General features: G+C 63.7%; 20 protein-coding genes, 3 tRNA genes and 1 pseudogene. 16 read left to right on the forward strand and 8 right to left on the reverse strand.

The genetic code is table 11. The features are described from left to right. Window positions 1-51 precede the first annotated feature (51 nt). From JS541_RS07045 to JS541_RS07065, 5 genes and pseudogenes are all read left to right on the forward strand, one after another. A tRNA-Arg gene (locus tag JS541_RS07045) sits at window positions 52-125 on the forward strand. A gap of 47 nt (window positions 126-172) precedes the next feature. Further along, a tRNA-Arg gene (locus JS541_RS07050) sits at window positions 173-246 on the forward strand. Between the two features lie 34 nt (window positions 247-280). Continuing rightward, a tRNA-Arg gene (locus JS541_RS07055) sits at window positions 281-354 on the forward strand. A gap of 195 nt (window positions 355-549) precedes the next feature. Then, window positions 550-1,803: pseudogene (locus tag JS541_RS07060) on the forward strand (Na+/H+ antiporter NhaA); the annotation flags it as partial. Window positions 1,804-1,872: 69 nt separating this feature from the next. Beyond that, the gene (locus tag JS541_RS07065; RefSeq protein WP_214373757.1) at window positions 1,873-2,631 is read left to right on the forward strand and encodes a TIGR00730 family Rossman fold protein; all 759 of its coding nucleotides are present in this window, start codon (window positions 1,873-1,875) and stop codon (window positions 2,629-2,631) included. Here JS541_RS07065 and JS541_RS07070 read toward each other — a convergent pair. Genes JS541_RS07070 through JS541_RS07080 form a run of 3 tightly spaced genes read right to left on the reverse strand, consistent with a single transcriptional unit; the run spans window position 2,621 to window position 6,227 of the window. Then, window positions 2,621-3,292 carry a methyltransferase gene (locus tag JS541_RS07070; protein ID WP_214373758.1) on the reverse strand — a complete coding sequence of 224 codons (672 nt, stop codon included), beginning with the start codon at window positions 3,290-3,292 and terminating at the stop codon, window positions 2,621-2,623. The two genes, JS541_RS07065 and JS541_RS07070, sit on opposite strands and share 11 nt — an antisense overlap. 41 nt (window positions 3,293-3,333) lie before the next feature. Beyond that, complete coding sequence (locus JS541_RS07075; protein WP_214373759.1) at window positions 3,334-4,278, reverse strand: 2Fe-2S iron-sulfur cluster-binding protein; 945 nt, start codon at window positions 4,276-4,278, stop codon at window positions 3,334-3,336. A 59-nt stretch (window positions 4,279-4,337) separates the two neighbouring features. Next, the gene (locus JS541_RS07080) at window positions 4,338-6,227 is read right to left on the reverse strand and encodes an FAD-binding protein (RefSeq protein ID WP_214373760.1); all 1,890 of its coding nucleotides are present in this window, start codon (window positions 6,225-6,227) and stop codon (window positions 4,338-4,340) included. A gap of 48 nt (window positions 6,228-6,275) precedes the next feature. On the opposite strand from JS541_RS07080, the gene JS541_RS07085 reads away from it, so the two are divergent. Further along, the gene (locus JS541_RS07085; RefSeq protein WP_214373761.1) at window positions 6,276-6,620 is read left to right on the forward strand and encodes an MGMT family protein; all 345 of its coding nucleotides are present in this window, start codon (window positions 6,276-6,278) and stop codon (window positions 6,618-6,620) included. On the opposite strand, the gene JS541_RS07090 is transcribed toward JS541_RS07085, so the two are convergent. The 5 genes from JS541_RS07090 to JS541_RS07110 all read right to left on the reverse strand — a co-directional run bounded on the left by JS541_RS07090 (window position 6,597) and on the right by JS541_RS07110 (window position 13,210). Beyond that, a complete protein-coding gene (locus tag JS541_RS07090; RefSeq protein ID WP_214373762.1) occupies window positions 6,597-8,009 on the reverse strand; it encodes a DNA-processing protein DprA in 1,413 nt (470 codons plus the stop codon). The genes JS541_RS07085 and JS541_RS07090 overlap by 24 nt on opposite strands. 47 nt (window positions 8,010-8,056) lie before the next feature. After that, window positions 8,057-9,586, reverse strand: coding sequence for a YifB family Mg chelatase-like AAA ATPase (locus tag JS541_RS07095; RefSeq protein WP_214373763.1), 1,530 nt, complete (start codon window positions 9,584-9,586; stop codon window positions 8,057-8,059). Beyond that, complete coding sequence (locus JS541_RS07100; RefSeq protein ID WP_236036876.1) at window positions 9,586-9,963, reverse strand: YraN family protein; 378 nt, start codon at window positions 9,961-9,963, stop codon at window positions 9,586-9,588. Before JS541_RS07100 ends, JS541_RS07095 begins: the two co-directional genes overlap by 1 nt. 249 nt (window positions 9,964-10,212) lie before the next feature. Next, on the reverse strand, window positions 10,213-11,859 hold the full coding sequence (locus JS541_RS07105; RefSeq protein WP_236036863.1) for a hypothetical protein: 1,647 nt from the start codon (window positions 11,857-11,859) through the stop codon (window positions 10,213-10,215). 130 nt (window positions 11,860-11,989) lie between these two features. Continuing rightward, window positions 11,990-13,210 carry an NADP-dependent isocitrate dehydrogenase gene (locus JS541_RS07110; protein WP_214373764.1) on the reverse strand — a complete coding sequence of 407 codons (1,221 nt, stop codon included), beginning with the start codon at window positions 13,208-13,210 and terminating at the stop codon, window positions 11,990-11,992. Window positions 13,211-13,361: 151 nt separating this feature from the next. Here JS541_RS07110 and JS541_RS07115 point away from each other — a divergent pair, with 151 nt between their 5' ends. The 10 genes from JS541_RS07115 (at window position 13,362) to JS541_RS07160 (ending at window position 23,200) form a co-directional block, all read left to right on the forward strand. Continuing rightward, entirely contained in the window at window positions 13,362-14,483 is a 1,122-nt protein-coding gene (locus JS541_RS07115) for a GuaB3 family IMP dehydrogenase-related protein (RefSeq protein WP_214373765.1), read from the forward strand. Window positions 14,484-14,677: 194 nt separating this feature from the next. Next, window positions 14,678-15,157, forward strand: coding sequence for a hypothetical protein (locus JS541_RS07120; RefSeq protein ID WP_214373766.1), 480 nt, complete (start codon window positions 14,678-14,680; stop codon window positions 15,155-15,157). A 61-nt stretch (window positions 15,158-15,218) separates the two neighbouring features. After that, complete coding sequence (locus JS541_RS07125; RefSeq protein WP_214373884.1) at window positions 15,219-17,267, forward strand: AMP-dependent synthetase/ligase; 2,049 nt, start codon at window positions 15,219-15,221, stop codon at window positions 17,265-17,267. Window positions 17,268-17,270: 3 nt separating this feature from the next. Further along, window positions 17,271-17,756, forward strand: a complete 486-nt coding sequence (locus tag JS541_RS07130) for a peptide deformylase (protein WP_214373767.1) — start codon at window positions 17,271-17,273, stop codon at window positions 17,754-17,756. Window positions 17,757-18,038: 282 nt separating this feature from the next. Next, complete coding sequence (rpsB, locus tag JS541_RS07135; protein ID WP_214373768.1) at window positions 18,039-18,860, forward strand: 30S ribosomal protein S2; 822 nt, start codon at window positions 18,039-18,041, stop codon at window positions 18,858-18,860. 74 nt (window positions 18,861-18,934) lie between these two features. Then, window positions 18,935-19,792, forward strand: coding sequence for a translation elongation factor Ts (tsf, locus tag JS541_RS07140; protein ID WP_214373769.1), 858 nt, complete (start codon window positions 18,935-18,937; stop codon window positions 19,790-19,792). 266 nt (window positions 19,793-20,058) lie between these two features. Continuing rightward, complete coding sequence (locus tag JS541_RS07145) at window positions 20,059-20,634, forward strand: hypothetical protein (protein ID WP_236036875.1); 576 nt, start codon at window positions 20,059-20,061, stop codon at window positions 20,632-20,634. A 136-nt stretch (window positions 20,635-20,770) separates the two neighbouring features. Further along, the gene (gene pyrH / locus JS541_RS07150) at window positions 20,771-21,511 is read left to right on the forward strand and encodes a UMP kinase (RefSeq protein ID WP_214373771.1); all 741 of its coding nucleotides are present in this window, start codon (window positions 20,771-20,773) and stop codon (window positions 21,509-21,511) included. Between the two features lie 74 nt (window positions 21,512-21,585). Beyond that, a complete protein-coding gene (frr, locus tag JS541_RS07155; protein ID WP_214373772.1) occupies window positions 21,586-22,140 on the forward strand; it encodes a ribosome recycling factor in 555 nt (184 codons plus the stop codon). Window positions 22,141-22,213: 73 nt separating this feature from the next. Next, window positions 22,214-23,200, forward strand: a complete 987-nt coding sequence (locus JS541_RS07160; RefSeq protein ID WP_214373885.1) for a phosphatidate cytidylyltransferase — start codon at window positions 22,214-22,216, stop codon at window positions 23,198-23,200. Window positions 23,201-23,268: the final 68 nt, after the last annotated feature.

Here is a 23,268-nt window from a genome sequence, read left to right on the forward strand (position 1 = left end):
GAATCCTGTCTGGCGCACACCTCTTGCCACAAGAGGTTAAAGAGTGGTGTTGCGCCAGTAGCCCAGCGGATTAGAGCAGCTGACTACGGATCAGCAGGTCGCAGGTTCGAATCCTGTCTGGCGCACGAGTCGCGAAGTGATTTGCGGCATCATCAAAACCGAATAACGGTATGCGCCAGTAGCCCAGCGGATTAGAGCAGCTGACTACGGATCAGCAGGTCGCAGGTTCGAATCCTGTCTGGCGCACACCTCTTGCCACAAGAGGTTAAAGAGTGGTGTTGCGCCAGTAGCCCAGCGGATTAGAGCAGCTGACTACGGATCAGCAGGTCGCAGGTTCGAATCCTGTCTGGCGCACGCTGAAACCCCTTGCTTCCGAATGGAGGCAAGGGGTTTTTCAATGCCATGTCAGTGGGCCGCGATGACGTTGCGGCGATGACACGCTCTCAGCAGAATAGAACATATGTTCGTCTATAATCGGAGCAATTGATACGGAGCATGCCGAACGGAACCCGTAATGCGAATCCGTTCGGCACGAGGACGGGATGGCGCATGAAGGACGATACGACCGTGAGACAGGGACTATGGGGCACGATTCGGCATATCGCCGCATCTGACCGGCTGTCGGGTCTCATCATGCTTGGATTCGCACTGGCCGGCCTGATTCTTGCGAATCTGCCGGCGACGGCCCATGCGTTCGAAGCGGTGGCGGAAACGCATATCGCCGTGCCACACACCAATCTCGATCTGCCGATCGGGCATTGGGCGCAGGACGGATTGCTGACCATATTCTTCCTGACGGTCGGCCTGGATCTCAAACAGGAACTCACCACCGGTTCGCTTGCCAATCCCAAGGCGGCGGCGGTGCCGATGCTGTGCGCGGTAGGCGGCATGATCGTTCCTCCCATCCTGTTCGTTTCGGTCACCTTCCTGTTCGCCACGTTCGGCCCGGGGGATGCCGGCAGCGTGATCCTGCCGACCACGGGCAGCGTGATCCCGTTTTCCGAGGCGGCACACGGCTGGGCGGTGCCCACAGCCACGGATATCGCCTTCTCGCTGGCAGTCCTTGCTCTGTTCGCCAAGGGGCTGCCCGGTTCGATCCGTGCTTTTCTGATGACGCTGGCCACCGTCGACGATCTGCTGGCGATCATCCTGATCGCCGTATTCTTCTCGTCTGTCAACGAATGGTACTGGTTCATCGGCATCGCCGTGTGCGCGGCCGTCTGGGCCCTGCTGGTACGCATGAGACACGTGCCGTGGATCGCCGTCGCCGTAGTCGGCGTGCTCGCATGGGCGATGATGTTCGAGGCGGGCATCCATCCCACGTTGGCTGGCGTGTTGGTCGGCCTGCTGACTCCCGCTCGCGAACGGTTCGGCGAGACGAGCCCTCGTGCCGAACGATACGCCGGCAAGCTTCAGCCGTTTTCCGCGTTGCTGGCGCTGCCGGTCTTCGCGCTGTTTGCCACCGGCGTGCATTTCGAGGCCTTGACGCCCGGACTGTTGTTGTCCCCCGTGGTCATCGGCATCATCGTGGCGCTTGTCGTGGGCAAGCCGCTGGGCATCATGGCTACGGCGTGGCTGTCCACGCATCTCGGCGGATTGAAAATGGCCGAGGGGCTTCACGTGCGCGACATGTTCCCGGCTGCCTGCGCCTGCGGCATTGGTTTCACGGTGTCGTTCCTCATTGCCTCGCTGGCCTATGAGAACCTCGAGCTGTCCGCAGAAGCGCGTTTCGGCGTGTTGGTGGCCTCGCTGATCGCCGCTGCGATTTCCGGTGTTCTGCTCAGTCGGCAATCGAAACGATACGCGGACGCATGCTCTAACTGATGACCTTGACTGACGGTCGTCTTACATACACGGAAGGAATGGAATCACATGGATATCACAGGCAACGGCGGCAAGGAGCCTCTGGGCATGACCTATCAACGTGGGCCGGCCATCATGCGAGGTGCGATGATTCCCTTGGACAGCAGTACGGCGACGCTGCTGGGCAACGAGGAAAGCGCCGACTGGCGTGACATGGACCCCTGGCGCGTGATGCGTATCCAGTCCGAATTCGTGGAGGGATTCGACGAGCTTGCCGGCATCGGTCCGGCCGTCAGCGTATTCGGTTCCGCCCGGGTATCGCAGGACAGCGACGACTACCGTGCCGCCGAACGTATGGGACGCATGATCGCCGAACGTGGTATGGCGGTCATCACCGGGGGAGGCCCCGGCATCATGGAAGCCGCCAACAAAGGGGCCGCACTTGCCGGAGGCACGTCGGTCGGACTGGGCATCGAGCTGCCCCACGAGCAGGGGCTGAACGAATACGTGAATCTCGGTCTGAGCTTCAGGTACTTCTTCGTGCGCAAGACCATGTTTACCAAATACGCGTCCGGTGTGATCATCTGCCCGGGCGGCTTTGGCACCTTCGATGAGATGTTCGAGGTGCTTACGCTCATACAGACGCACAAAATGACGTCCCTGCCAGTAGCCCTGTACGGAACGGACTACTGGCAGGGACTATTCGACTGGCTGAACGACATCGTAAGGCAACAAGGCATGATATCGGACATCGATCCGAATCTCGTCGTATTGACCGATGACGTCGACGAAGCGGTGGCCGTCGCCACCGGCATCATCAGCGCTTGACCGCGAGCAGCAGGCCGGTACCGGTGGGAGTGAGGGTGGATACGAACCGCTCATCCGCTTCCACGGTCTCAATGAACTCACGCATGGCCACGGCCTTATCGCTGCGATCGGCGGGGTTCAGCACGCCTCCGTTGGATTCGGGCGACTGCATGGCGAGCACGTCGGTGAATACCACCGTGCCATGAGGACGCAGCAGACGCGGAGCCTGTTCGAACGCGGCCGCATAGTTCGCGGGGTCGCCGGCAACGACGATCAGATCGTAATCGTCGCCGTTCAGACGCGGCAGGAACACGCCGGCCGGCGCATTCACCGCGCGCAGTTTGGTCGTCACGTCATCGGCCAGATCGGAGAACAGCGAACGGATCATGACGATGCCCTGCGCGGACGAGTCGACGGCTGTCAACTGGCCGGTACCATCGAGACCGTTGATCACCTGCAGCGTCTCCACGATCGAACCGGTTCCAATCACGATCGCCGAAGACGCGTCGACCAGATGCACCAGCGTGGCCAGCAGTTCGGCCTGCGCGGCGGAACCCTGCGGGAAACCGGCCTCCTGTGCACGCAGCCGGGCCTCGTTCAGCGCAGCCGATTGGCGTGCGAAAGCATGATCCTCGGCGAACTCCCAGGTCTTCGCAAGATTCGTGTACGACGTTCTATCCATAACCACCTACTGTAATCAGAGCATACGCTCGGCAATACTGGTCAGCGTTCCTTGACCTTGGCGACGATCTGCCACATCTCTTCGCCGACGTCGATACCGCGCGGACATTGGCGCGAGCAGGCGCGCACCGACTGGCAGGCCGCCACGCCGTCCGCCGTGTCGATCGCATCGAGACGGGCGGCGGTCGCCGTATCGCGGGAATCGTTGACGAATCTGGACGCCGCGATCAGCGCGGCCGGTCCGATGAACGCGTCGCCGCCGGCGAACACCGGGCAGCTGCCCTCGCACACGCCGCAGGCGATGCAGTTCGTCAGCATCTCGTATTTGGCGAGTTGCTGCGGGTTCTGCAGGTATTCGAACACGTCCACCTTGCCGTCGTGCGTGGTGGCGAGCACGCCGTCGGCCTGCAGATACGGCTTGAGTTTGCGAATCTGATCGAGCATCGGGTCGATGTCCGCGATGAGGTCGCGCTGCACGGGGAAGCCCGGAAGAGGGGAGAGCTCGATGACGCCCAGACCATCCTCGTCGCCGGTCACGTCCGTGACGACATCCGTGGCGGGCTCGTCCGCGTCTCCGGTGCGGCGGAACCCCTCGTCGTCGGCCTGCGAGAGCCGATTCGGCCGTTTCGCCCAATCGCCGACGCTGGCCGTGCACAGTAAGGTCGGTGTGCCGTTGATCGCGACCGCATCCGAACCGCACATGCCATGCCCGCACGAATACCGGAAAGCGAGCGTCGGGTCGATGGTGCGCTTGACGGTCAGCAGGCAATCCAGCACCGTATCCTCGGGGCGGACACGCAACGTGTAGTCCTGCGTCCATTGCTTGCCTCGTGGCCGCCGGTTGCGCGAGGATCCCCCTGCGAACGGTGAACCGCCCTTCTTTGCGAACGGACTGCCGCCACGGGAGCCTCGGTCCCGCTCGGGACGCGGAGCAAACCGGTTGACCCTCAGCGTCACCGTGGTCAGCGCATCGTCGATGCCGCTCATACTTCCAGCCTCCTCAACACACAAGAAACGACATTACATTGTGCCATAAGCCGTGGCCGTCAGTATTCACGTGCCTTGGGCGGATAATCGACGATATGCGCCGGCTGCCACAGGATCCCGCCGTCGCAGGAGGTCATCGAATGGGCGAGGAACCGTTCGTCGTCTCGGCTGGGGAAGTCAAGCCGCTGCAGCGAGCCGCGAGACTCGTGCCGGGCACCGGACGCCGCGAGCATCACCTCGGCCAGAGCAAGAAGGTGGCGGGACTCCCAGATCGCGGTGATCTCCTGATTGAACGCAGCGGTGTCGCTGTGGGCGTGCAGTTCCTGTGAACGTGGCATAAGTTCGTCCCGCAGGCGCTTGAGCGCCGATTCGATCGTGTCGGCGTTGCATCGGACGGCCACGGCCTGTTCCATGACGCGACCGAGATCGGCGAGCAGCCGGTACGGGTTGTCGTCCGCGGCGTCCTCGTTCTTCTCATCCGCTCCGCCGTGTTCGGCGGGGGAAAGCAACGCCGCAAGCTCGGCTGTTCGAACCGTAGATGCGGCGTCGACGCTTGCTGTTCCCTCCTCGTCATTCATGCCGTCACTCATCGGGTCGTCCACGGGATGCTCGGCGATGCGCGCGGCCATCGTCCGGCCCGCGCGGGTACCAAACAGGCATGCATCGAGCAGCGAATTGCCGCCGAGACGGTTCGCGCCATGCACGGAGACGCACGAGCATTCGCCGGCGGCGAACAGTCCGTCGACGATTTCACGGCGTGCGGACTCGCCGTCGCCCGACCAGCGGTAAACTTCGCCGTCCGTGGTGATAGGAATGCCTCCCATCGTGTAGTGCGCGGTCGGTTTGACCGGCACCCAATCATGCACCGGGTCGATGTTCGCGTACTTGCGCACCGTTTCGACGACCTGCGGCAGCACCGCCTCCATATGATCCTTGTCGATGCCGGTCATATCCAGCCACACGCAGTCCTTCGGGCCGTCCGGATCCTTCGGATCGGCCACGCCGCGGCCTGCGTCGATCTCCGCCATGATCGAGCGGCTCACCACATCGCGCGCCGCCAGGTCACGGTGGTCGGGCGCATAACGGGCCATGAACGCCTCGCCATCGGCGTTGCGCAGCACACCGCCTTCGGCTCGCGCCGCCTCGGACAGCAGAATGCCAGTATGTGCGAGCCCGGTCGGATGGAACTGCACGAATTCGCTGTCCTCCAATTGCAGACCAGCAGCCAGGGCAAGCGCCATGCCGTCTCCGGTCAGATCCCACGAGTTCGAAGTCGTGTGGAACAATCGACCCGCGCCTCCTGTAGCCAGCAGCACATTGCGCGCATGCACCGCGTGGATCTTGCCCTCATGGGTGTCGTAGGCGACCACGCCCGCGGCCGAACGGCCGTCCTCGTCCAGCACCAGATCGGTCACATACCATTCCTCGGCGAATTCGACGCCGGCTCCCACGCACTGCTGCCACAGCGAATGCAGGATCTGATGACCCACGCGATCCGCCGCATACGCCGCACGACGCACCGGCTCCTTGCCGAAGTCGCGCGTGTGACCGCCGAAGCGACGCTGCGCTATATGCCCGTCGTCGGTACGAGAGAACGCCACGCCGTCACGTTCCAGGTTGATCACCGTCTGCGGCGCGTATTCGGCGAGCAGCTTTGCCGCATCCTGATCGACCAGCCAGTCGCCGCCCTTGACGGTGTCGTAGTAATGCCAATGCCAGTCGTCGGATTCCGCATTGCCCAGGCTCGCGGCGATGCCGCCTTCGGCCGAACCGGTGTGCGAGCGCAGCGGCTGCAACTTCGAGATCACCAGGATCTTCGGCTCGATGCCGGCCTCGCGCAGGCTGCGGATATGGTCGGAACGCAACGCTCCCAGCGCCGCGGACAGTCCGGCTGCGCCGGCGCCGACGATCACCGCATCATACATGTCTTCGATATGCTTCGGACTCATACCCTTGATTGTCGGGAGACGTCGGGACGAACGCGCGATAATGGGCGTATGACAGGAGCATTCAATCAGCGGGTGTACGACGTGGTGCGGCGCATACCGCGCGGCAAGGTCGCGACATACGGGCAGGTCGCGGCCTTGGCCGGTAACTCGCGCAACGCGAGGTTCGTCGGATTCGCGCTGCATACCAATCCCGAACCGGGAGTGATCCCATGCCATCGGGTGGTGTTCCGCGACGGATCGCTTGCTCCCGGGTTCGCGTTCGGCGGGCCGGGCCGGCAGCGCATGTTGCTTGAATCGGAGGGCGTGCCGCTCATCGCGCCGCAACCCGGTCACGGCAATGCCGGCGATGACGGCTGGCGGGTCGACCTGTCACGGTGCCAATGGCAGGCATGATCCCGCCTCCCGTCGCGTATCGTCCGCATCGTCGCGCCGCGCGTTGACGATGACGACCCCGTGACTGATTGCGATCAGTCCGTCGAGCTCCATCCATCCGAGAGACGTCAGTGTTTCGGGTAAGGACATGCCGTCGGCGCAGGATGCGATGTTCTCGGCGGTGGCGGGCAAACGCCGTTGCCGGCAGCGACGGATGGCGTCGAGAACCGGTCTCCACCGCGTGTCGCCGGAGCTTCCCGGCTGTGTCTCGTACGAATCGGCTTCCTGCCGTTCGGACGGTTCGGACCGTTTGACCTTGTTCGTTCGCGGATCGGATGTCTCAGCCAGTGTCGGTCTATGCGCCGCGTGGCAGATGTCGTCGATCTCGTCGGCGGACATGAGCAACATCGCCTCGTTATCGCGGATAAGGCGATTGCATCCGGCATTATAGGGCATGCCCGCATTGCCGGGGGCCGCATAGACCTCACGACTGAGTTCCGCGGCCCAATGAGCGGTGTTGAGCGCGCCGGACCGCAGTCTGGCCTGCGTCACCACCACCGTCGAGGCCAACGAGGCAATGAGCCTGTTGCGCAGCAGGAAGCGCCTTCCTTCGGGAATCGTGTCCGGGCACAATTCGCTGACCAGCGCACCCGAACCGCCTACGATACGTTTGAACAGTCGGTGGTTGCATTGCGGGCCGACGTGGTTCAGACCTCCGGCGAACACGGCTACGGTACGGCCGATCTCCTGCGCCGACAGACCATAGGATGCGGCGGAATCCACGGTGGACAGCGTCCCCCAGTGCGCCGCGGCATCGGCTCCCATGGCTCCGCCGGACACTACCAGATGCCCTCGTGCGGCCGCTCGCTCGCCGATCGCGCGGGCCAGCATGAGACCATACTCGTCGGCCCCGCGTGATCCGACCACGGCCAATGGCTTCGGGCAACTTGTCAATGCCGCCGGATCGCCGATTCCCCACAGGCACAGCGGGGGAGCCCAGTCCCTGCGAATGGACAGGTCGTCAAGTTGATGAGGCCATAACGGGCTGTCCGGCCCGATGATCCACTGCGTACCGTCAGCGGTGAACCATGCACGAAGGCTGTCGGCGTCCAAGGATGGCAGAAGGTCGAGCCGGGCATGCCAGCGGGCCAACGCGAGACGGAATGCTTCCGACGACCGAGCGTTCGCCTGTCGGCCCCATCGGATCAGGCCTTTGGCGAACGATTCGTCCAATGCCCGGCGTGCGGCGCGGCTGTCCGGGCCCGAACGCCGCGGGCTGCACCGTTCGATCAGCCGCAGGGCCTCGCGGGCGCAGCCCGTTCCCTTGATCGTGGCGAACATGATCGCATCGGCATCGTTGAGGCAGAAGGTGAGCATCGCCCGGGCCAGTGTTTCGTCGTCGAGAGGCATGGCACCGCTTCCGTCCGTATTCGTGACGTTTCCATGTGTGCCGGCGTTCATGTGACCCTCGCGCGCAGCATGATGCCCTGGTTCACCTCTTCGTAGCCCGGGGATATCCGTCCTGACAGATCGGACAGTGTCCAGGCCAGCCGCAGTGCGCGGTCTGCCCCGCGTAGGCTCAGCCGTTTGGATTCGAGCGCACGGTTCACCAGCGCGATCGCCTTTTCGGAAGTGTGGCGGTGCAGCCATTCCCCCGAGGCCTGCGCGTTGCATGACCATCCCAGTTTCGAAAACCGTTCACGGGCAGCGGATCGCGCCTGGATCACCGTACGACGCATGTCGCGGCTCGACTCCTCGCATCGGTCGGAACGTATCTCGATGCGGTCGACCGGCGGCACCTCCACCTGGATGTCGATCCGGTCGAGGATGGGCCCAGACAGGTGCGAGAAGTATTTGATGCGGTCCTTCTCCTTGCAGGTGCAGCGTTCCCCGTTGCCGTAGGCGAATCCGCACGGGCAGGGGTTGGCCGCCATGATCAGCTGAAAGCGCGCCGGATAGTAGGTTGAGCCCTTGGCCCGTGACAGCGACACGTATCCCGATTCGAGCGGCTCGCGCAGCGTCTGCAGCGTGCGGGTCGAGAATTCGGGAGCCTCATCCATGAATAGCACTCCGTGGTGCGACCTGGTGATGGCTCCCGGTCGTGCGAGGCCGCTGCCCCCGCCCACCAGCGATGCCGTTGACGCCGTGTGATGAGGCGCTTCGAACGGCGGCACGTCAGTGATGCCGTAATTCGGCAATGTGCCGCACAGCGAACGTATCGATGCGACCTCCAGCTGTTCGTCCGGGGTCAGCGGGCACATGATGCCCGGCATGCGTGAGGCGAGCATCGTCTTGCCTGAGCCGGGAGGGCCGGTCATCAGCATATGGTGTCCGCCCGCCGCCGCCACCTGCAACGCCCATTTCGTCATTTTCTGTCCGACGACCTCTCCCATATCGCCCAGCGGAGGCTGCGCGAACGTTTCCATATCGCCAGGCTGGGCTGCGGGTGCATCGTCCGGCAGCGTGTAGCGTGCATCACCTCCCATCATCGAAATCAGCTCCCCGACATGACGCACGGGGCGAACATCCAGGCCGTCGATCAGAGCGGCCTCATCCGCATTGGCCTGCGGTATGATCAGTCGGCGGACGCCGCGTTCCCGCGCATGCAGCATGATCGGCAACAGCCCGTGGACCGGCAGCACGGTGCCATCGAGATTCACCTCTCCGAGCACAATGGTGTCGGCTAGGCAGTCATGCGGAATCGCCCCCGATGCGCTCAGCACGCTCGCCGCGATGGCTAAATCATGCGACGACCCACGCTTGGGCATCGACGCGGGGGACATGTTCACCGTCACGCGGGTTTCCGGCCAGCGGAATCCGCTTGCCTGACAGGCCGACCTGACGCGTTCGCGAGCCTCGCTCAGCGACGCGTCAGGGAGCCCGATGATGGAGAAGTAGGGTAGTCCGGGGGAGATGAACGCCTGCGTCTGGATGATGAATGCCTTCAATCCGAACAGGCCGACCGACAATGCGCTTCCTATGGCCATCAGAACGCCTCCCTGATGTGGGTGACGCGCACCGCCTGGCCGATCGGGGCAAGAACCGCGATCACGTCGAACCTTACCGACCTATGCGCCACACGATGCTCGGGTTCCATAAGCCATTGCACGCCGGCGCGGCGCAGGTTTACCTGCTTGCGCCCGGTTACCGCCTCCTGCGGGGAACCGAACCGGACGCCGCGCCGCGTCTTGACTTCGACGAACACGATCGCGCCGTCCGGATCCAAGACGATCAGGTCAAGTTCTCCGTACCGGCAACGCCAGTTACGATCGAGCATGATGCAGTCGTGGGCTTGCAGCCACAAGGCCGCGACCTGTTCTCCCAATGCTCCGAGCTGTTTCGGACCGACCTGCGCGCGTGCCATGCGTTCGGACAGATCGTCCAGCGATGGCCGAACGCATGGCACGCGCAGGCGCGGCATGGAGTCGGCCATCGCCGTCGTTGTTGCTGTTGTTGCGATATCCATGACACCAGTGCAACAGACACGCCGCGTCGCGCACAAGGGGAACGGGGCTATGTGGACGCAACCTCGAGTCTTCGGCGTGTTGTGGATAACTGGCTGTGGATAATTTCGCTGAATATTTCCTGAATGTGGATAACTTGTCCAGACGCGTCACAGGCCCGCGTCGGCCAGAGTGATGTACCCCGGCTCAATCAACGTGGCCTTGAGATTGTAGGCACTCACCGCGAGCAGATCCTCCTCGATCGTGGCGGTGGTCTTGCCATTGACCTTGGAGGACGCCAGTGACGGCAGCGTGCCGGCGTTCGGCGTGGTGCCGTCCGCGAACAGCAGGCACGCCTTCGCGACGCTCCGAGCGAGTGCGTCCCTGTCCTCGAGCGCGGTCATCCACTGCTGTCCGGAGACGATCTGCGGCATGACGTCCACATATGCTCCGTATCCGGTGACGATCGGCCAGCGCGAATTCGTCTCCTCCGCTGACTTGTCCTTGTCCGTATCGCCTTCCGTCGCGCCTGCGTCGCTTTCGGGCGCCTTGATCGGATCCGGCACTTTCTGCCGCTGTAGGTCCTTCTTGCCGGTGATGTTCTCGACGATACCGGAGATCGTGATCGACGGGTTGATGTCAGCCGCCGAACCCGTATAGCCGAGTTCGGACAGCTCCTTGGCGACCCCGGACGCCACGTAGTCGTTCATCGCGATGACGCCGTCGATGCGCGTGTGAGCGTCGCCCGCCGAGTCCATCGTCAGCCGTTCACGCAACACGGCACGGGCATCGTCGTCCTTGACGCAGGCGAACGAGACGTCACGCCAATCGTCGACGGTGGTATCAGCGGTCAGCAACCCGGATGCGCTGATTGCCCGTCCCTGTTTGAAATACGGCCGCAACACCGACCACAGTCCCTTGAATGCCGCCTTCGCGAATACGGCGCTGTCGTCGGTCGGCTCCTGGGTATCGTCTTCGTCCTGGGAAGACGATGGGATCTTCAGCACGCCTCCCACCGTCTTGGAGGATTGCGCGGAACGCGTGGTGTACGGCAGCAGGACCTCGATGGTCTTCGGATTGTCCTTGCTGACCTTGTCCAGGTCAAGTTTGCTGACCAGCTTGAGCGCCTGTATCCGGCCGATCTGTTCCGCGGTGGACATGCGGACGTATATGTCGGGCTGGAATCCCTCGATCGTGGAGGCGAGCATGATCACGTGCATGCCGTTCTCCTGCGCGAGCTTGAGCGCCGAGACGAGACGGGACACCGCTTCGTCATTCGCAGACGTGTCGTCGCCATCGGTCGTATCAGAAGCGGACGATGATGCGACCGACTGGCTGACGTAGTCGCCATACTGCCGCACCGTGTCGTCGGCCCCCGTCACCGGGGCGACGACCAGAGTGGTGTGCGCGGCATCGTCCGACGAATCATCGCCGGAGGCCGAGACCCGGTCGACCACGTAATCTTGGATGTCGCGGCTCTGCCGGTCAAGGCTGTCGGCGGTGGACGTGGAGATGTGCTTCTTCGTCACCCCTCCGGAGATGAGCGCGTCGGTCAACGCGGGGACGAACGCCGTCCATTTGTTCAGCGGTGTGTTCCCGGAGATGGTCACGCCATCCGCCGGAGTGAACACTGCGACTTGGCCCGAGACGGCCGTCATGCCATCGTCCTGCCCGTCTTGATCGTTGCGGTCGTCGGGCGACGAGCAGGACGACACGCCCAGTATCAGGGCGGCGCATGCCGTCAGCGCGATCAGCCGTGATGCCGCCGCGGCGAGCGTGGTGATGCGTGATAAGGCCATGGTGCCTCGCAGGGTCATGATCCGTCCTTTGCCAGTCGCGTTCGGTTCGTGTCTGCGCCAATTCTAGTCGCACGACCATGAAAAAGGCTCTCGGCCGCACGGATGATGCGGCCGGGAGCCTTGAACCCGTAAGCGGAAATAAGTGGAATCAGTCGTGCAGCGCCTTGGCGAGATTCTCGTCAAGCGCGTTCATGAAGCCCTCCGTGTCGAGCCACGGCTGGTCGGGGCCGATGAGCATCGCGAGATCCTTGGTCATCTGTCCGCCTTCCACGGTGCCCACGATCACCTTCTCCAGCGTTTCGGCGAAGTGGCGGACCTCGGGCGTGCCGTCAAGGTCGGCGCGGTGCTTGAGACCGCCGGTCCATGCGAAGATCGAGGCGATCGGGTTCGTCGAGGTCTTCTCGCCCTTGAGCCAGCGACGGTAGTGGCGCGTCACCGTGCCATGCGCGGCCTCAGCCTCCACGGTCTGGCCGTCCGGCGTCATGAGCACCGACGTCATCAGGCCCAGCGAGCCGAAGCCCTGCGCCACGGAGTCGGACTGCACGTCGCCATCGTAGTTCTTGCACGCCCAGATGTATCCGCCATGCCACTTGAGCGAGCTGGCCACCATGTCGTCGATCAGGCGGTGCTCGTAGGTAAGGCCCTCGGCCTCGAACCGGTCCTTGTACTCCGTCTCGTACACCTCGGCGAAGATGTCCTTGAACTGGCCGTCGTACGCCTTGAGGATCGTGTTCTTGGTGGACAGGTACACGGGGTAGTGGCGCATCAGGCCGTAGTTGAAGCAGGCGCGGGCGAAGCCTCGGATCGAATCGTTCACGTTGTACTGCACCTGCGCCACGCCGCCGTCCGGACCATAGTCGTAGACGACGTGCTGGATCGGCTCGGAGCCGTCCTCCGGGGTGAACGTGACAGTCAGCCGGCCCGCGCCCGGCACCTTGAAGTCAGTGGCCTTGTACTGGTCGCCGAACGCATGGCGGGCCACGACGATCGGCTTGGTCCAGCCGGGCACCAGACGCGGCACGTTGCTCATGACGATCGGCTCGCGGAAGATCGTGCCGCCCAGGATGTTGCGGATCGTGCCATTGGGGGACTTCCACATCTTCTTGAGGCCGAATTCCTTGACGCGTGCCTCGTCGGGCGTGATCGTGGCGCACTTAACGCCGACGTGCTCGCGCTGGATCGCATGCGCCGCATCGATGGTGACCTGGTCGTCGGTGGCGTCGCGGTTCTCGATGCCCAGATCGTAGTAGTCGAGGTTCACGTCCAGATAGGGCAGGATCAGGCGGTCCTTGATGTCCTTCCAGATGACGCGCGTCATTTCGTCGCCGTCGAGTTCGACGACGGTGCCTTCGACCTTGATTTTGGCCATGTTCCCTCCTTGGCGGGGATATCGTGCAGATGCGGATACGCTTCCAAGTCATAACGCATGTTTGTAACGGCGCGACGGGGCCTTCCGAAACGTGGGACTGCCCAGCCCGCACCGGCACGCACTGTCACGTGCCGGCATTAGCCTTGAAGCCATGTCTCAGGAAATTGAAATCGGATTGGGCAAGAAGGGCCGTCTGGCCTATTCGCTCGACGACGTCGCCATTGTTCCCTCCCGCCGCACCCGCGATCCCGAGGACGTGTCCACCGGCTGGCAGGTGGACGCCTACGAGTTCGACGTGCCGGTCATCGGTGCCCCGATGGACTCCGTGACCAGCCCGGCCACGGCCATTGCAATGGGCAAGCTCGGCGCGCTCGGCGTGCTCGACCTCGAGGGCCTGTGGACCCGCTACGAGGACCCCGAGCCGCTGCTGGCCGAGATCGCCGATCTGCCGGCAGACAAGGCGACCGCCCGCATCCAGGAGATCTACGCGGAGCCGGTCAAGCCGGAGCTGATCACCGAGCGCCTGCACGAGATCCGCGACGCCGGCGTGACCGTGGCCGGCGCGCTCTCGCCGCAGCGCACCCAGCAGTTCTACTCGACCGTGGTCGATGCGGGTGTCGACCTGTTCGTGATCCGCGGCACCGTCGTGTCCGCCGAACACGTCAGCCGGGACCATGAGCCGCTGAACCTCAAGAAGTTCATCTACGACCTCGACGTTCCGGTCATCGTCGGCGGCGCGGCCAATTACACCGCCGCCCTGCATCTGATGCGCACCGGTGCGGCCGGCGTGCTGGTCGGCTTCGGCGGCGGCGCCGTGGCGGCCACGCGCAAGACCATCGGCGTGCACGCCCCGATGGCGACCGCCATCGCCGACGTGGCCGAGGCCCGCCGCGACTACATGGACGAGTCGGGCGGCCGTTACGTGCAGGTCATCGCCGACGGCGGTATGGGCGACTCCGGCAGCTTCGTCAAGGCCCTCGCGATGGGCGCGGACGCGGTGATGCTCGGCGCTCCTCTGGCCCGTGCGGTCGAGGCCCCGGGCCACGGCAAGCACTGGGGTTCCGAGGCCCGTCACCAGACGTTGCCGCGCGGTTTCCGTACGGACGTCGGCACGGTGGGCACGCTCGAGCAGATCCTGTTCGGGCCGAGCCATCAGGCTGACGGCCAGGTGAACTACATCGGTGCGCTGCGTCGCGCGATGGCCTCCACCGGCTACGTGGATGTCAAGAACTTCCAGCGTTGCAACGTGGTGGTCACGCCGTACGGTCGCTGACGGTGCAAGCCCTCTCCGTCGGATAACCGCGGGGCGACCACCCGCGGTTATCCACATTTGTCCACATGGCGGTGCTCCCGACACTTGACGGGAGCACCGCCATGTGTTGTTCTTGACAGGTGTCTCCAATGAGGCAGGCTCGCCTGCAACGGTTGCGGGTCGGGCAACGACCACGAAAGAACGAGAGGAAGCCCATGCACTACTACCATTCCTGGCAGGGAGACCCGATCCCTCCCGAAGACGGATTCCTGCACATCGAGCTGTCACGCAAACCGGTGCCGTACCATTTCGCCCGCTGTTTCGAAGGCGAAATCGACTCGCGCACCTGCCAGGCACTGGCACTGTCGTCGTGCCGCATCTCATGCATGGTGACCGATGTGGTGCGAGGCCGCATAGCATCGCACAAGCTGCAGCGCACGGTCGCCGGCCCCTGCCTGAGGAAACTGGACACGATGTCGGCCATCCTGACCCGTGAAAGCCGCGAACGCGCTTTTCTTGGTCACCCCATGGGCATTCTTCCGGTCATTCCTCAATCGATCAGGGGAATGCTCATCAGTCCCTCGCGTGTCGAGACGATGGCGCATCTGACGATAGGCCGCACGCATCACTGGGTGAATCTCGTGCTCCAGCAGAACGGATCACGCTGGATGTGCGTGCTTGCCGACGTCGGATAGGCCGGCAGCCGCGGCGGGCCGGTGTGCCACGCACGGGGCGCGAGGCGCTATTATGTTCCGTATGTTGCGTGAATATTCAGTGGATACGATTCGGCCCACGACCGAGAAGGACACCATCTACTCGCTGCTCGCCAACCGCGTCGAGCACGATCCCGATGATCTGATCGCCCAATGGCAGGACGATGAGACCCGTCAATGGCATGACGTGACCGCCGGCGAGATGGGCGCACGCGTACGTCAGATCGCCAAGGGACTCATGGGGCTGGGTGTCAAGCCCGGCAGTATGGTGCTCATCTATTCTGCCACCTGCTATGAATGGGGCGTCGTCGATTTCGCGTGCGCCGCCATCGGCGCGGTCAGCGTGCCGGTCTACGAGACGGACTCAGCCAAGCAGGCGGCGAACATCGTCGAAGACGTGAACCCGGTGATCGCCTTCGCCGGCGACTACGCGCATGCGCAGGTGCTGGATCAGATCCGCGTCGGCCGAGACGGACTCAAATACGTGTTCAACTTCAAGGCCGCCGGCCTCGATGCGGTGGCCGACTTCGGCGAGTCGGTCTCCGACGAGGATCTGGACCGTGCCATCGAACGCGTCAAGGCCGATGACATGGCCACGATCGTGTATACGTCCGGCTCCACCGGCAAGCCGAAGGGCGCGATGCTCTCGCACCGCAACTTCACCCACACCGTGCTCAACGGCTACGAGGTGCTCAACGACATGCTCTACCAGCCGAGCCGTCTGCTGCTGTTCCTGCCGCTGGCGCACTGCTTCGCCCGGTACATTCAGTATGTGGCGATCGGGTCGCATGGCGTGGTCGGATACATTCCGGGGGCCAAGCATCTGCTGTCCGACCTGCGCAGCTTCAAGCCGACCTATCTGCTCGGCGTGCCGCGCGTGTTCGAGAAGGTCTACAACGCCGCCTCGCAGAAGGCCGGCAACGGCATTCAGGGACGCGTATTCGCCAAGGCGGTCTCCCATTTCGTGCAGTGGTCGAAGGACGAGCAGGACACCGGCCGGCATTCGGTCAGGTCCCGGCTCGAGCATGCCTTCTTCATGAAGACCGTGGGCGCATCGATCCGCTCCGCCCTCGGACCGAATCTCAAGTACCTTGCCTGCGGCGGAGCGCCGCTCAACGTCGACCTCGCCCATTTCTTCAACGGCCTCGACGGCATCACGTTCATCCAGGGCTACGGCATGACCGAGACGGCCGCGCCGTGCATGGTCAACTTCCAGGACTCCAACCGCGTCGGGTCGGTCGGACATCCGGGCTGCGCCGAGGTGAAGCTGGCCGACGACGACGAACTGCTCATCCGCGGCGAAAGCGTCTTCCTCGGCTACTACAAGCAGCCGGAGCTCACCAAGGAAGTGCTCGAGCCGGATGGATGGCTGCATACCGGAGACCTCGCGACAATCGACGACGACGGGTTCATCTACATCACCGGCCGCAAGAAGGACATCATCATCACCGCAGGCGGCAAGAACATCAGTCCGGCCCCGATGGAGGACACGATCGGCACCTGTCCGATCGTCTCACACGCCGTCGTGGTCGGCGACGGCAAGCCGTTCGTCTCCGCGCTCATCGAACTCGATCCGGAGATGACCCGGTCCTGGCTCGAATCCCAAGGTCTCGACCCCGACATGCCGCTGGGGGAGGTCGCGCAGTCGGACGCCGTCCGCGCGTTCGTCCAGCAGTACATCGACCAGGCGAACAGCAATGTGTCCCGCGCCGAGTCGGTACGCAAGTTCGTCATTCTCGACGACACCTTCAGCCAGGACAAGGGCACACTGACCGCCAGTATGAAGGTCGTGCGCCCGAAGGTATTGCAGCGTTACGCCGACGTGATCGAAAACGAGATCTACACGTCCAAGTCGCCGGCTCGCCCGCTGCCGAAGACCGTGCAGATCCTCGACCGGACCACCGAGACGGTCAAGCAGGCGTCCGAAAGCGTCAAGCAGGCGTCCGAGAACGTGACGCCGATGGTTCGCCAGGCGTTTGATACCATGCAGGACAGGATCAAGCGTCAGCAGGCCGATCCCGAGACCGAGTCGGACAGCGGCGAGACGAACGAGGCAGACGGCAAGACCGCCGGTACAGACAACGAGGAGTGACAATTGGCCATCCGAGAAATCCGAGTAGTACCCGATCCCGTGCTGCGCACCCCGTGCGACGAGATCACGTCCATCACGCCGGCCGTGCGCCGGCTGGTCGCCGACCTGCTGGAAACCGTCGACGACCCGGGCAGGGCCGGCCTGTCCGCCAACCAGATCGGCGTGAGCCTACGCGCGTTCTCGTACAACATCGAAGGCAAGATCGGCTACATCCTCAACCCGGTGATGGAGGAGAAGCGCGGCGAACAGTACGGGGACGAAGGCTGCCTGTCGGTGCCCGGCCTGTGGTACAAGACGCGGCGCGCCGACTACGCCCGCGTACGCGGCATCGATCTGGACGGCAACGAAGTGGTGCTCGAAGGTAGCGGCCTGATGGGCCGCATGCTTCAGCACGAATGCGACCACCTCGACGGGCACGTCTATCTTGACCGGCTCGAGAAGGAGGAGCGCCGCGAGGCCATGCGCTACATGCGCAGTCACGCGAAGTGAGCGTCCGCATCCTTCCATACCGCATGCAAATGTGCCGCGCCCGTCGCCGACCGATGGGCGCGGCACATTTGTATGCGGCACATAGTATTCTGAAACTTCGTGTGCCATCCGGCAACGGCCGCAGTCGCAGGCGGCCCGAGCCAACCAACTGTTGTCAACCGGCACACGACATATCGCGCCATGTCCGCGACGGCCTGTGTCGGTCGGCTGAGCCCCGCAAGGGCGTATGCTGCACGCAGGCGCGCATGGCCAGGCAATAACCGACAAGAAAGGTAGTGCACTATGGCACAGATCACGATGAGCGAAATGCTCAAGGCCGGCCTCCACTTCGGTCACCAGACCCGTCGTTGGAACCCGAAGATGAAGCAGTTCATCCTCACCCAGCGCAACGGCATCCACATCATCAACCTGTTCAAGTCGCTCGAAATGATCGACAAGGCGTACGACTTCATCAAGACCACGGTCGCCCACAACGGCACCGTGCTGTTCGTCGGCACCAAGAAGCAGGCTCAGGAAGCCGTTTCGGCCCAGGCCACCCGCGTGAACATGCCGTATGTCTCCGAGCGTTGGCTCGGCGGCATGCTGACCAACTTCCAGACCGTGTCCAAGCGCGTGAACCGTCTTAAGGAGCTCGAGGAGATGGACTTCTCCGACGTGCACGGCTCCGGTCTGACCAAGAAGGAACTGCTGCTGCTCGAGCGCGAAAAGGACAAGCTGTCCAAGCAGCTGGGCGGTATCCGCAACATGACCCGCACCCCTTCCGCGATGTTCGTCGTTGACATCAACAAGGAAGCCCTGGCCGTCGAGGAAGCCCACAAGCTGGGCATCCCGGTCGTGGCCCTTGTCGACACCAACGCCGATCCGGAAGCCGTCGAGTACCCGATCCCGGCCAACGATGACGCCATCCGCGGCATCGAGCTGCTGACCAGCCTCATGGCCGACGCCGTGGCCGAGGGTCTGCTGGAGCGTTCCGGCAAGGCCGCCAAGGCCGAGGGCGAGACCGAGCAGCCGATGGCCGCTTGGGAGAAGGAGCTGCTGACCGAGGGCAACGCCCCGCAGGCCGCTCCCGCCGCCGCTGAAGCCGAGGGCGAAGCCCAGGCCTGAGCATCCGTTATGATGGGAGGCGGCAACGTCTCCCATTCATATATGGGAACACATCGAGTCTAGAGGAGACAAACATGGCAGCAATCACTGCAGCTCTGATCAAGCAGGTGCGCGAGGACACCGGCGCCGGCATGATGGACGTCAAGAAGGCCCTGACCGAGGCCGAAGGCGACGTGGCACGCGCCAAGGAGATCATCCGCGCCAAGGGCATCCAGGCCGCCGGCAAGCGTGAAGGCCGCAAGGCCCAGGAAGGCACCATCGCCTCCAAAGTCGTCGAGACCGCGAACGGTGAGACCGGCTACGCCGTCGAGCTGAACTCCGAGACCGACTTCGTGGCCAAGACCCCGAAGTTCGTCGAGTTCGCCGACACCGTGCTCGGCTACGCCGTGGCCGCCGACGCCAACTCCGCCGACGAACTGCTCGAGGCCAAGGCCGAGGACGGCACCGTCAAGGTCGCCATCGAAGAGGCCGCCGCCCTGTTCGGCGAGCATGTCAAGGTCGGCCAGTTCGCCAAGATCTCCGGCGAGCACGTCGAGATCTACGCGCACAAGAAGTCCGTCGAGATGCCGCCGAGCATCGTCGCCATGATCGCCACCGACAAGGCCGGTGCCGCCGTGGCCCACGAGGCCGCTCTGCAGATCTCCGCGATGGGCGCCAAGTGGCTGACCCGTGAGGACGTCCCGGCCGATGTGGTCGAGTCCGAGCGTCGTGTGGCCACCGAGAAGTCCCTGGCCGAAGGCAAGCCGGAGAAGATCGTCCCGAAGATCGTCGAGGGTCGTCTCAACGCCTTCTACAAGGAAGTCGTGCTGCTCGAGCAGCCGTTCGTCAAGGATCCGTCCAAGACCGTCGGCAAGCTGTTCGAGGAAGTCGGCGGCAAGGCCACCGCTTTCGCGCGCATCGAGGTCGGCAAGGGCGAAGAGGACGCCGAGTGATCTAGGCTTCATGCCTCATCACACGGCGGCTCACGCTGAACCGCACTGACAAAGACGGATCATGCCAAGGCGCATGGTCCGTCTTTTTGCATCTTCATCGGTCTATAGTGGTACCCGGAAATCACCATCCGACCTGTGAAACGACATGAGGGAGCCACATGATAGAGACAACGATGGGGAAGGGCGGCATCAAGCCCACCTGCGCACGACGGGGCTGGTGCAAGAACAGGATCGCCGCGCAGGACGCGGCCAAACGCGTGTTGCTGATGCCGGGCACCGGCTACAACTGCGATCGTCCGCTGCTGTACTACGCGGCGACGGCGTTGGTCGAGGACGGTTGGCACGCCGACCGGCTGGACGTGAACGCCGACCTGTCGAAGACTCCTGCGCCCCGTATTTTCGCCATGCTGTCCGCGGCGGTGGACCAGTGGCTGGACGACGTGCGTGCCGACGCCGGCGACGGATCCATGCCGGATGTGTTGGTCGTAGGCAAATCGCTGTCCACCTTCATCTATCCGCACGTTGCGCAACTCGGCGTGCCGATGGCATTGCTGACGCCGGTGTTCTCCCCGGCCGATTTCGATCCCGCCCGTTCCGTGATCCCCGTGCCGGGCGACACGGATTACCACGCCGGGCACGCTCCCGACCCGCTGATCTGCGCAGGCACCGCCGATCCTCTGTACGACAGCGAACGCGCGCATCGTCTGAGCGCGAAGGTCCACGAATACGCCGATGCAAACCATTCGATCGAGATTCCGGGGGACTGGCGCACCTCGATGCGCTATCTTGGCGAGGTGACCGAGAACGTCGTGCGATATGCGCGTTCCGCGACCCTGCGGTGACGACGAAGGACGATCTGCAGACGGGCGCACAAGCCATGAACCGGCGCTGTCGTAGTTTACGGATAGTCTGATAGACGGTAAATTTACGGTCCGTCGGACCATATCGGTTCACGGGCCGGTTGAAGAAAGGCTGTGTATGACTGGAGAAAACAAGCCTCGCAGAGTGCTGCTCAAGCTGTCCGGCGAAGCGTTCGGCGGCGGCAAGGTCGGCATCGACACGCATGTGGTGCGTCGCATCGCCGAGGAGATCGTGCCCGCCGTCCAGCAGGGCGTGCAGGTCGCGATCGTGACGGGCGGCGGCAACTTCTTCCGCGGCGCCGAACTGCAGCAGGCCGGCATCGACCGTTCCCGCGGCGATTACATGGGCATGCTCGGCACCGTGATGAACTGCCTCGCGCTGCAGGACTTCCTCGAGCAGGAAGGCCAGGCCACCCGCGTGCAGACCGCCATCACCATGGGCCAGGTCGCCGAGCCGTACATCCCGCTCAAGGCCATCCGCCATCTTGAAAAGGGCCGCGTCGTCATCTTCGGCGCCGGTGCCGGCATGCCGTACTTCTCCACCGACACCGTCTCCATCCAGCGTTCGCTGGAAATCCACTGCGATGAGGTCCTCATGGGCAAGAACGGCGTCGACGGCGTGTACACCGCCGATCCGCGCAAGCACCCGGATGCGCAGCGGTTCGCCACGCTCGACTACAATCGCGCGCTCGTCGACAACCTCGCCGTCATGGACGCGTCCGCGCTGTCGATGGCCCGCGACAACAAGCAGTGCATCCGCGTGTTCGGGCTCGAGGGCGCCGGCAACGTGACCAAGGCGCTGCTCGGCGACGGTATCGGCACGCTTGTCTCCGATGCCGAATCCACACTCGCCGACTGACGGCACCGGACGCGCCCAGGCGCATTCAACGACGAATACAGCAACCATCAACCAATCCAAAGGAGCAACACATCATGGCTAATCTTGTCGAACAGGCCAAGGACCAGATGAAGAAGACCGTCGAGAACACCAAGGAGAACTTCTCCGGCATCCGCACCGGCCGCGCCAACCCGGCGCTGCTCAACGGCATCACCGTGGAGTCCTACGGCATGACCATGCCGCTCAAGTCCGTCGCCACCATCGGTGTTCCGGAACCGCGCACCCTGTCGGTCTCCCCGTTCGATCCGTCGCAGGCCAACGCCGTCGAGAAGGCGCTGCGCGATTCCGATCTCGGCGCCTCCCCGCGCCGCGACGGCAACGTGATCCGACTGACCATGCCGGAGCTCACCGAGGAACGTCGCAAGGAATACGTCAAGCTCGCCAAGACCAAGTCCGAGGAGGGCAAGGTCGCCGTGCGCAACATCCGCCGCAAGACCAAGGAGTCCATCGACAAGTCCGTCAAGGACGGCGACATGGGCGAGGACGAGGGCGATCGTCTGCTCAAGGAGCTCGACAAGGTCACCAAGCAGGTCACCGATGAGCTCGACGCGCTGCTCGAGACCAAGCAGAAGGAGATCATGGAGGTCTGAACAGGCCCCTGTGCACCGGCTTCCCCATATAGGGGAGCCTTCATGATGTCGGACGACAAACGGGAGATACGTGATGGAGACGCGCGCGCAGCGTGAGCAGGAGGCCGAGGAGGCCATCGACGCGATCAATAAAAAGACCGGCCGTAACATGCCGCAGGCAATTGCGACGGCAGTGATCCTGATCGCCATCATCCTCGCATGCCTGCTGATCAGCATCGATCTGTTCGTGGCCCTGCTGGTCGTGTTCATGATGCTCGCGCTGTGGGAGCTGCGCGTCGATTTCGCGACGGCCGGACTGCACATTCCGGTGATCATGCTGTGGATCTGCTCGACCGTCACGCTGGTGGCGGCATACTACAGCCCGTACCACATCGTCGCCATGGCGATGTGCATCATGGTCTCGGCGGTGCTGGTGGCGTTGTCCGCCAGCGCCAAGGTGAGCATCGGCACCAGGCTGTCCACCGCCGTCGCCAGCAAGCTCGCCAACACCGACGCCGCGGCGCGCCTGGAATCCTCCTTCAACCACGAAGGCGGCGAACAGCATCACAGCCGGCTTAGCCACGTGGCCGTCTCGCTGTTCACGCTGCTGTACATCCCGTTGCTCGGCTCGTGCATCGTGATCCCGCTGACGTTCAACGGGCATCCGGTGGCCCACGCGATCATGCTCGTGTTCCTGCCGGCCCTGAGCGACACCGGCGGCCTGTTCGCCGGCGCATGGTTCGGTAAGCACAAGCTCAGCCCGCGCATCTCGCCGAAGAAGTCCGTGGAGGGACTGATCGGCTCCATGCTGTTCGCCATGGCCGGCGCGTTCGCGATCTTCGCCTGCACGTATGAACCGTCCCGCTGGGCCGACCGCTGGTGGGTGCCGGTCGTCGCCGGTATCATGATCGGCGTCGTCGGCACGTTCGGTGATCTGTGCGCGTCCATGCTCAAACGCGACATCGGCATCAAGGACATGGGCCATCTGCTCAAGGGCCACGGCGGCGTGATGGATCGCATCGACTCCATCGTGCTGTCGGCGCCGTTCACCTGCCTGTTGCTATGGGCCACCGGGCTGTGATTCGTCCCGGAGAGACTGACGAACAACGATGACAATCGAAATGCCATTCCGTGCCACGGGCCGGGATG

The sequence above is a fragment of the Bifidobacterium sp. SO1 genome (genome assembly GCF_018555335.1).
Lineage (GTDB): Bacteria > Actinomycetota > Actinomycetes > Actinomycetales > Bifidobacteriaceae > Bifidobacterium > Bifidobacterium simiiventris.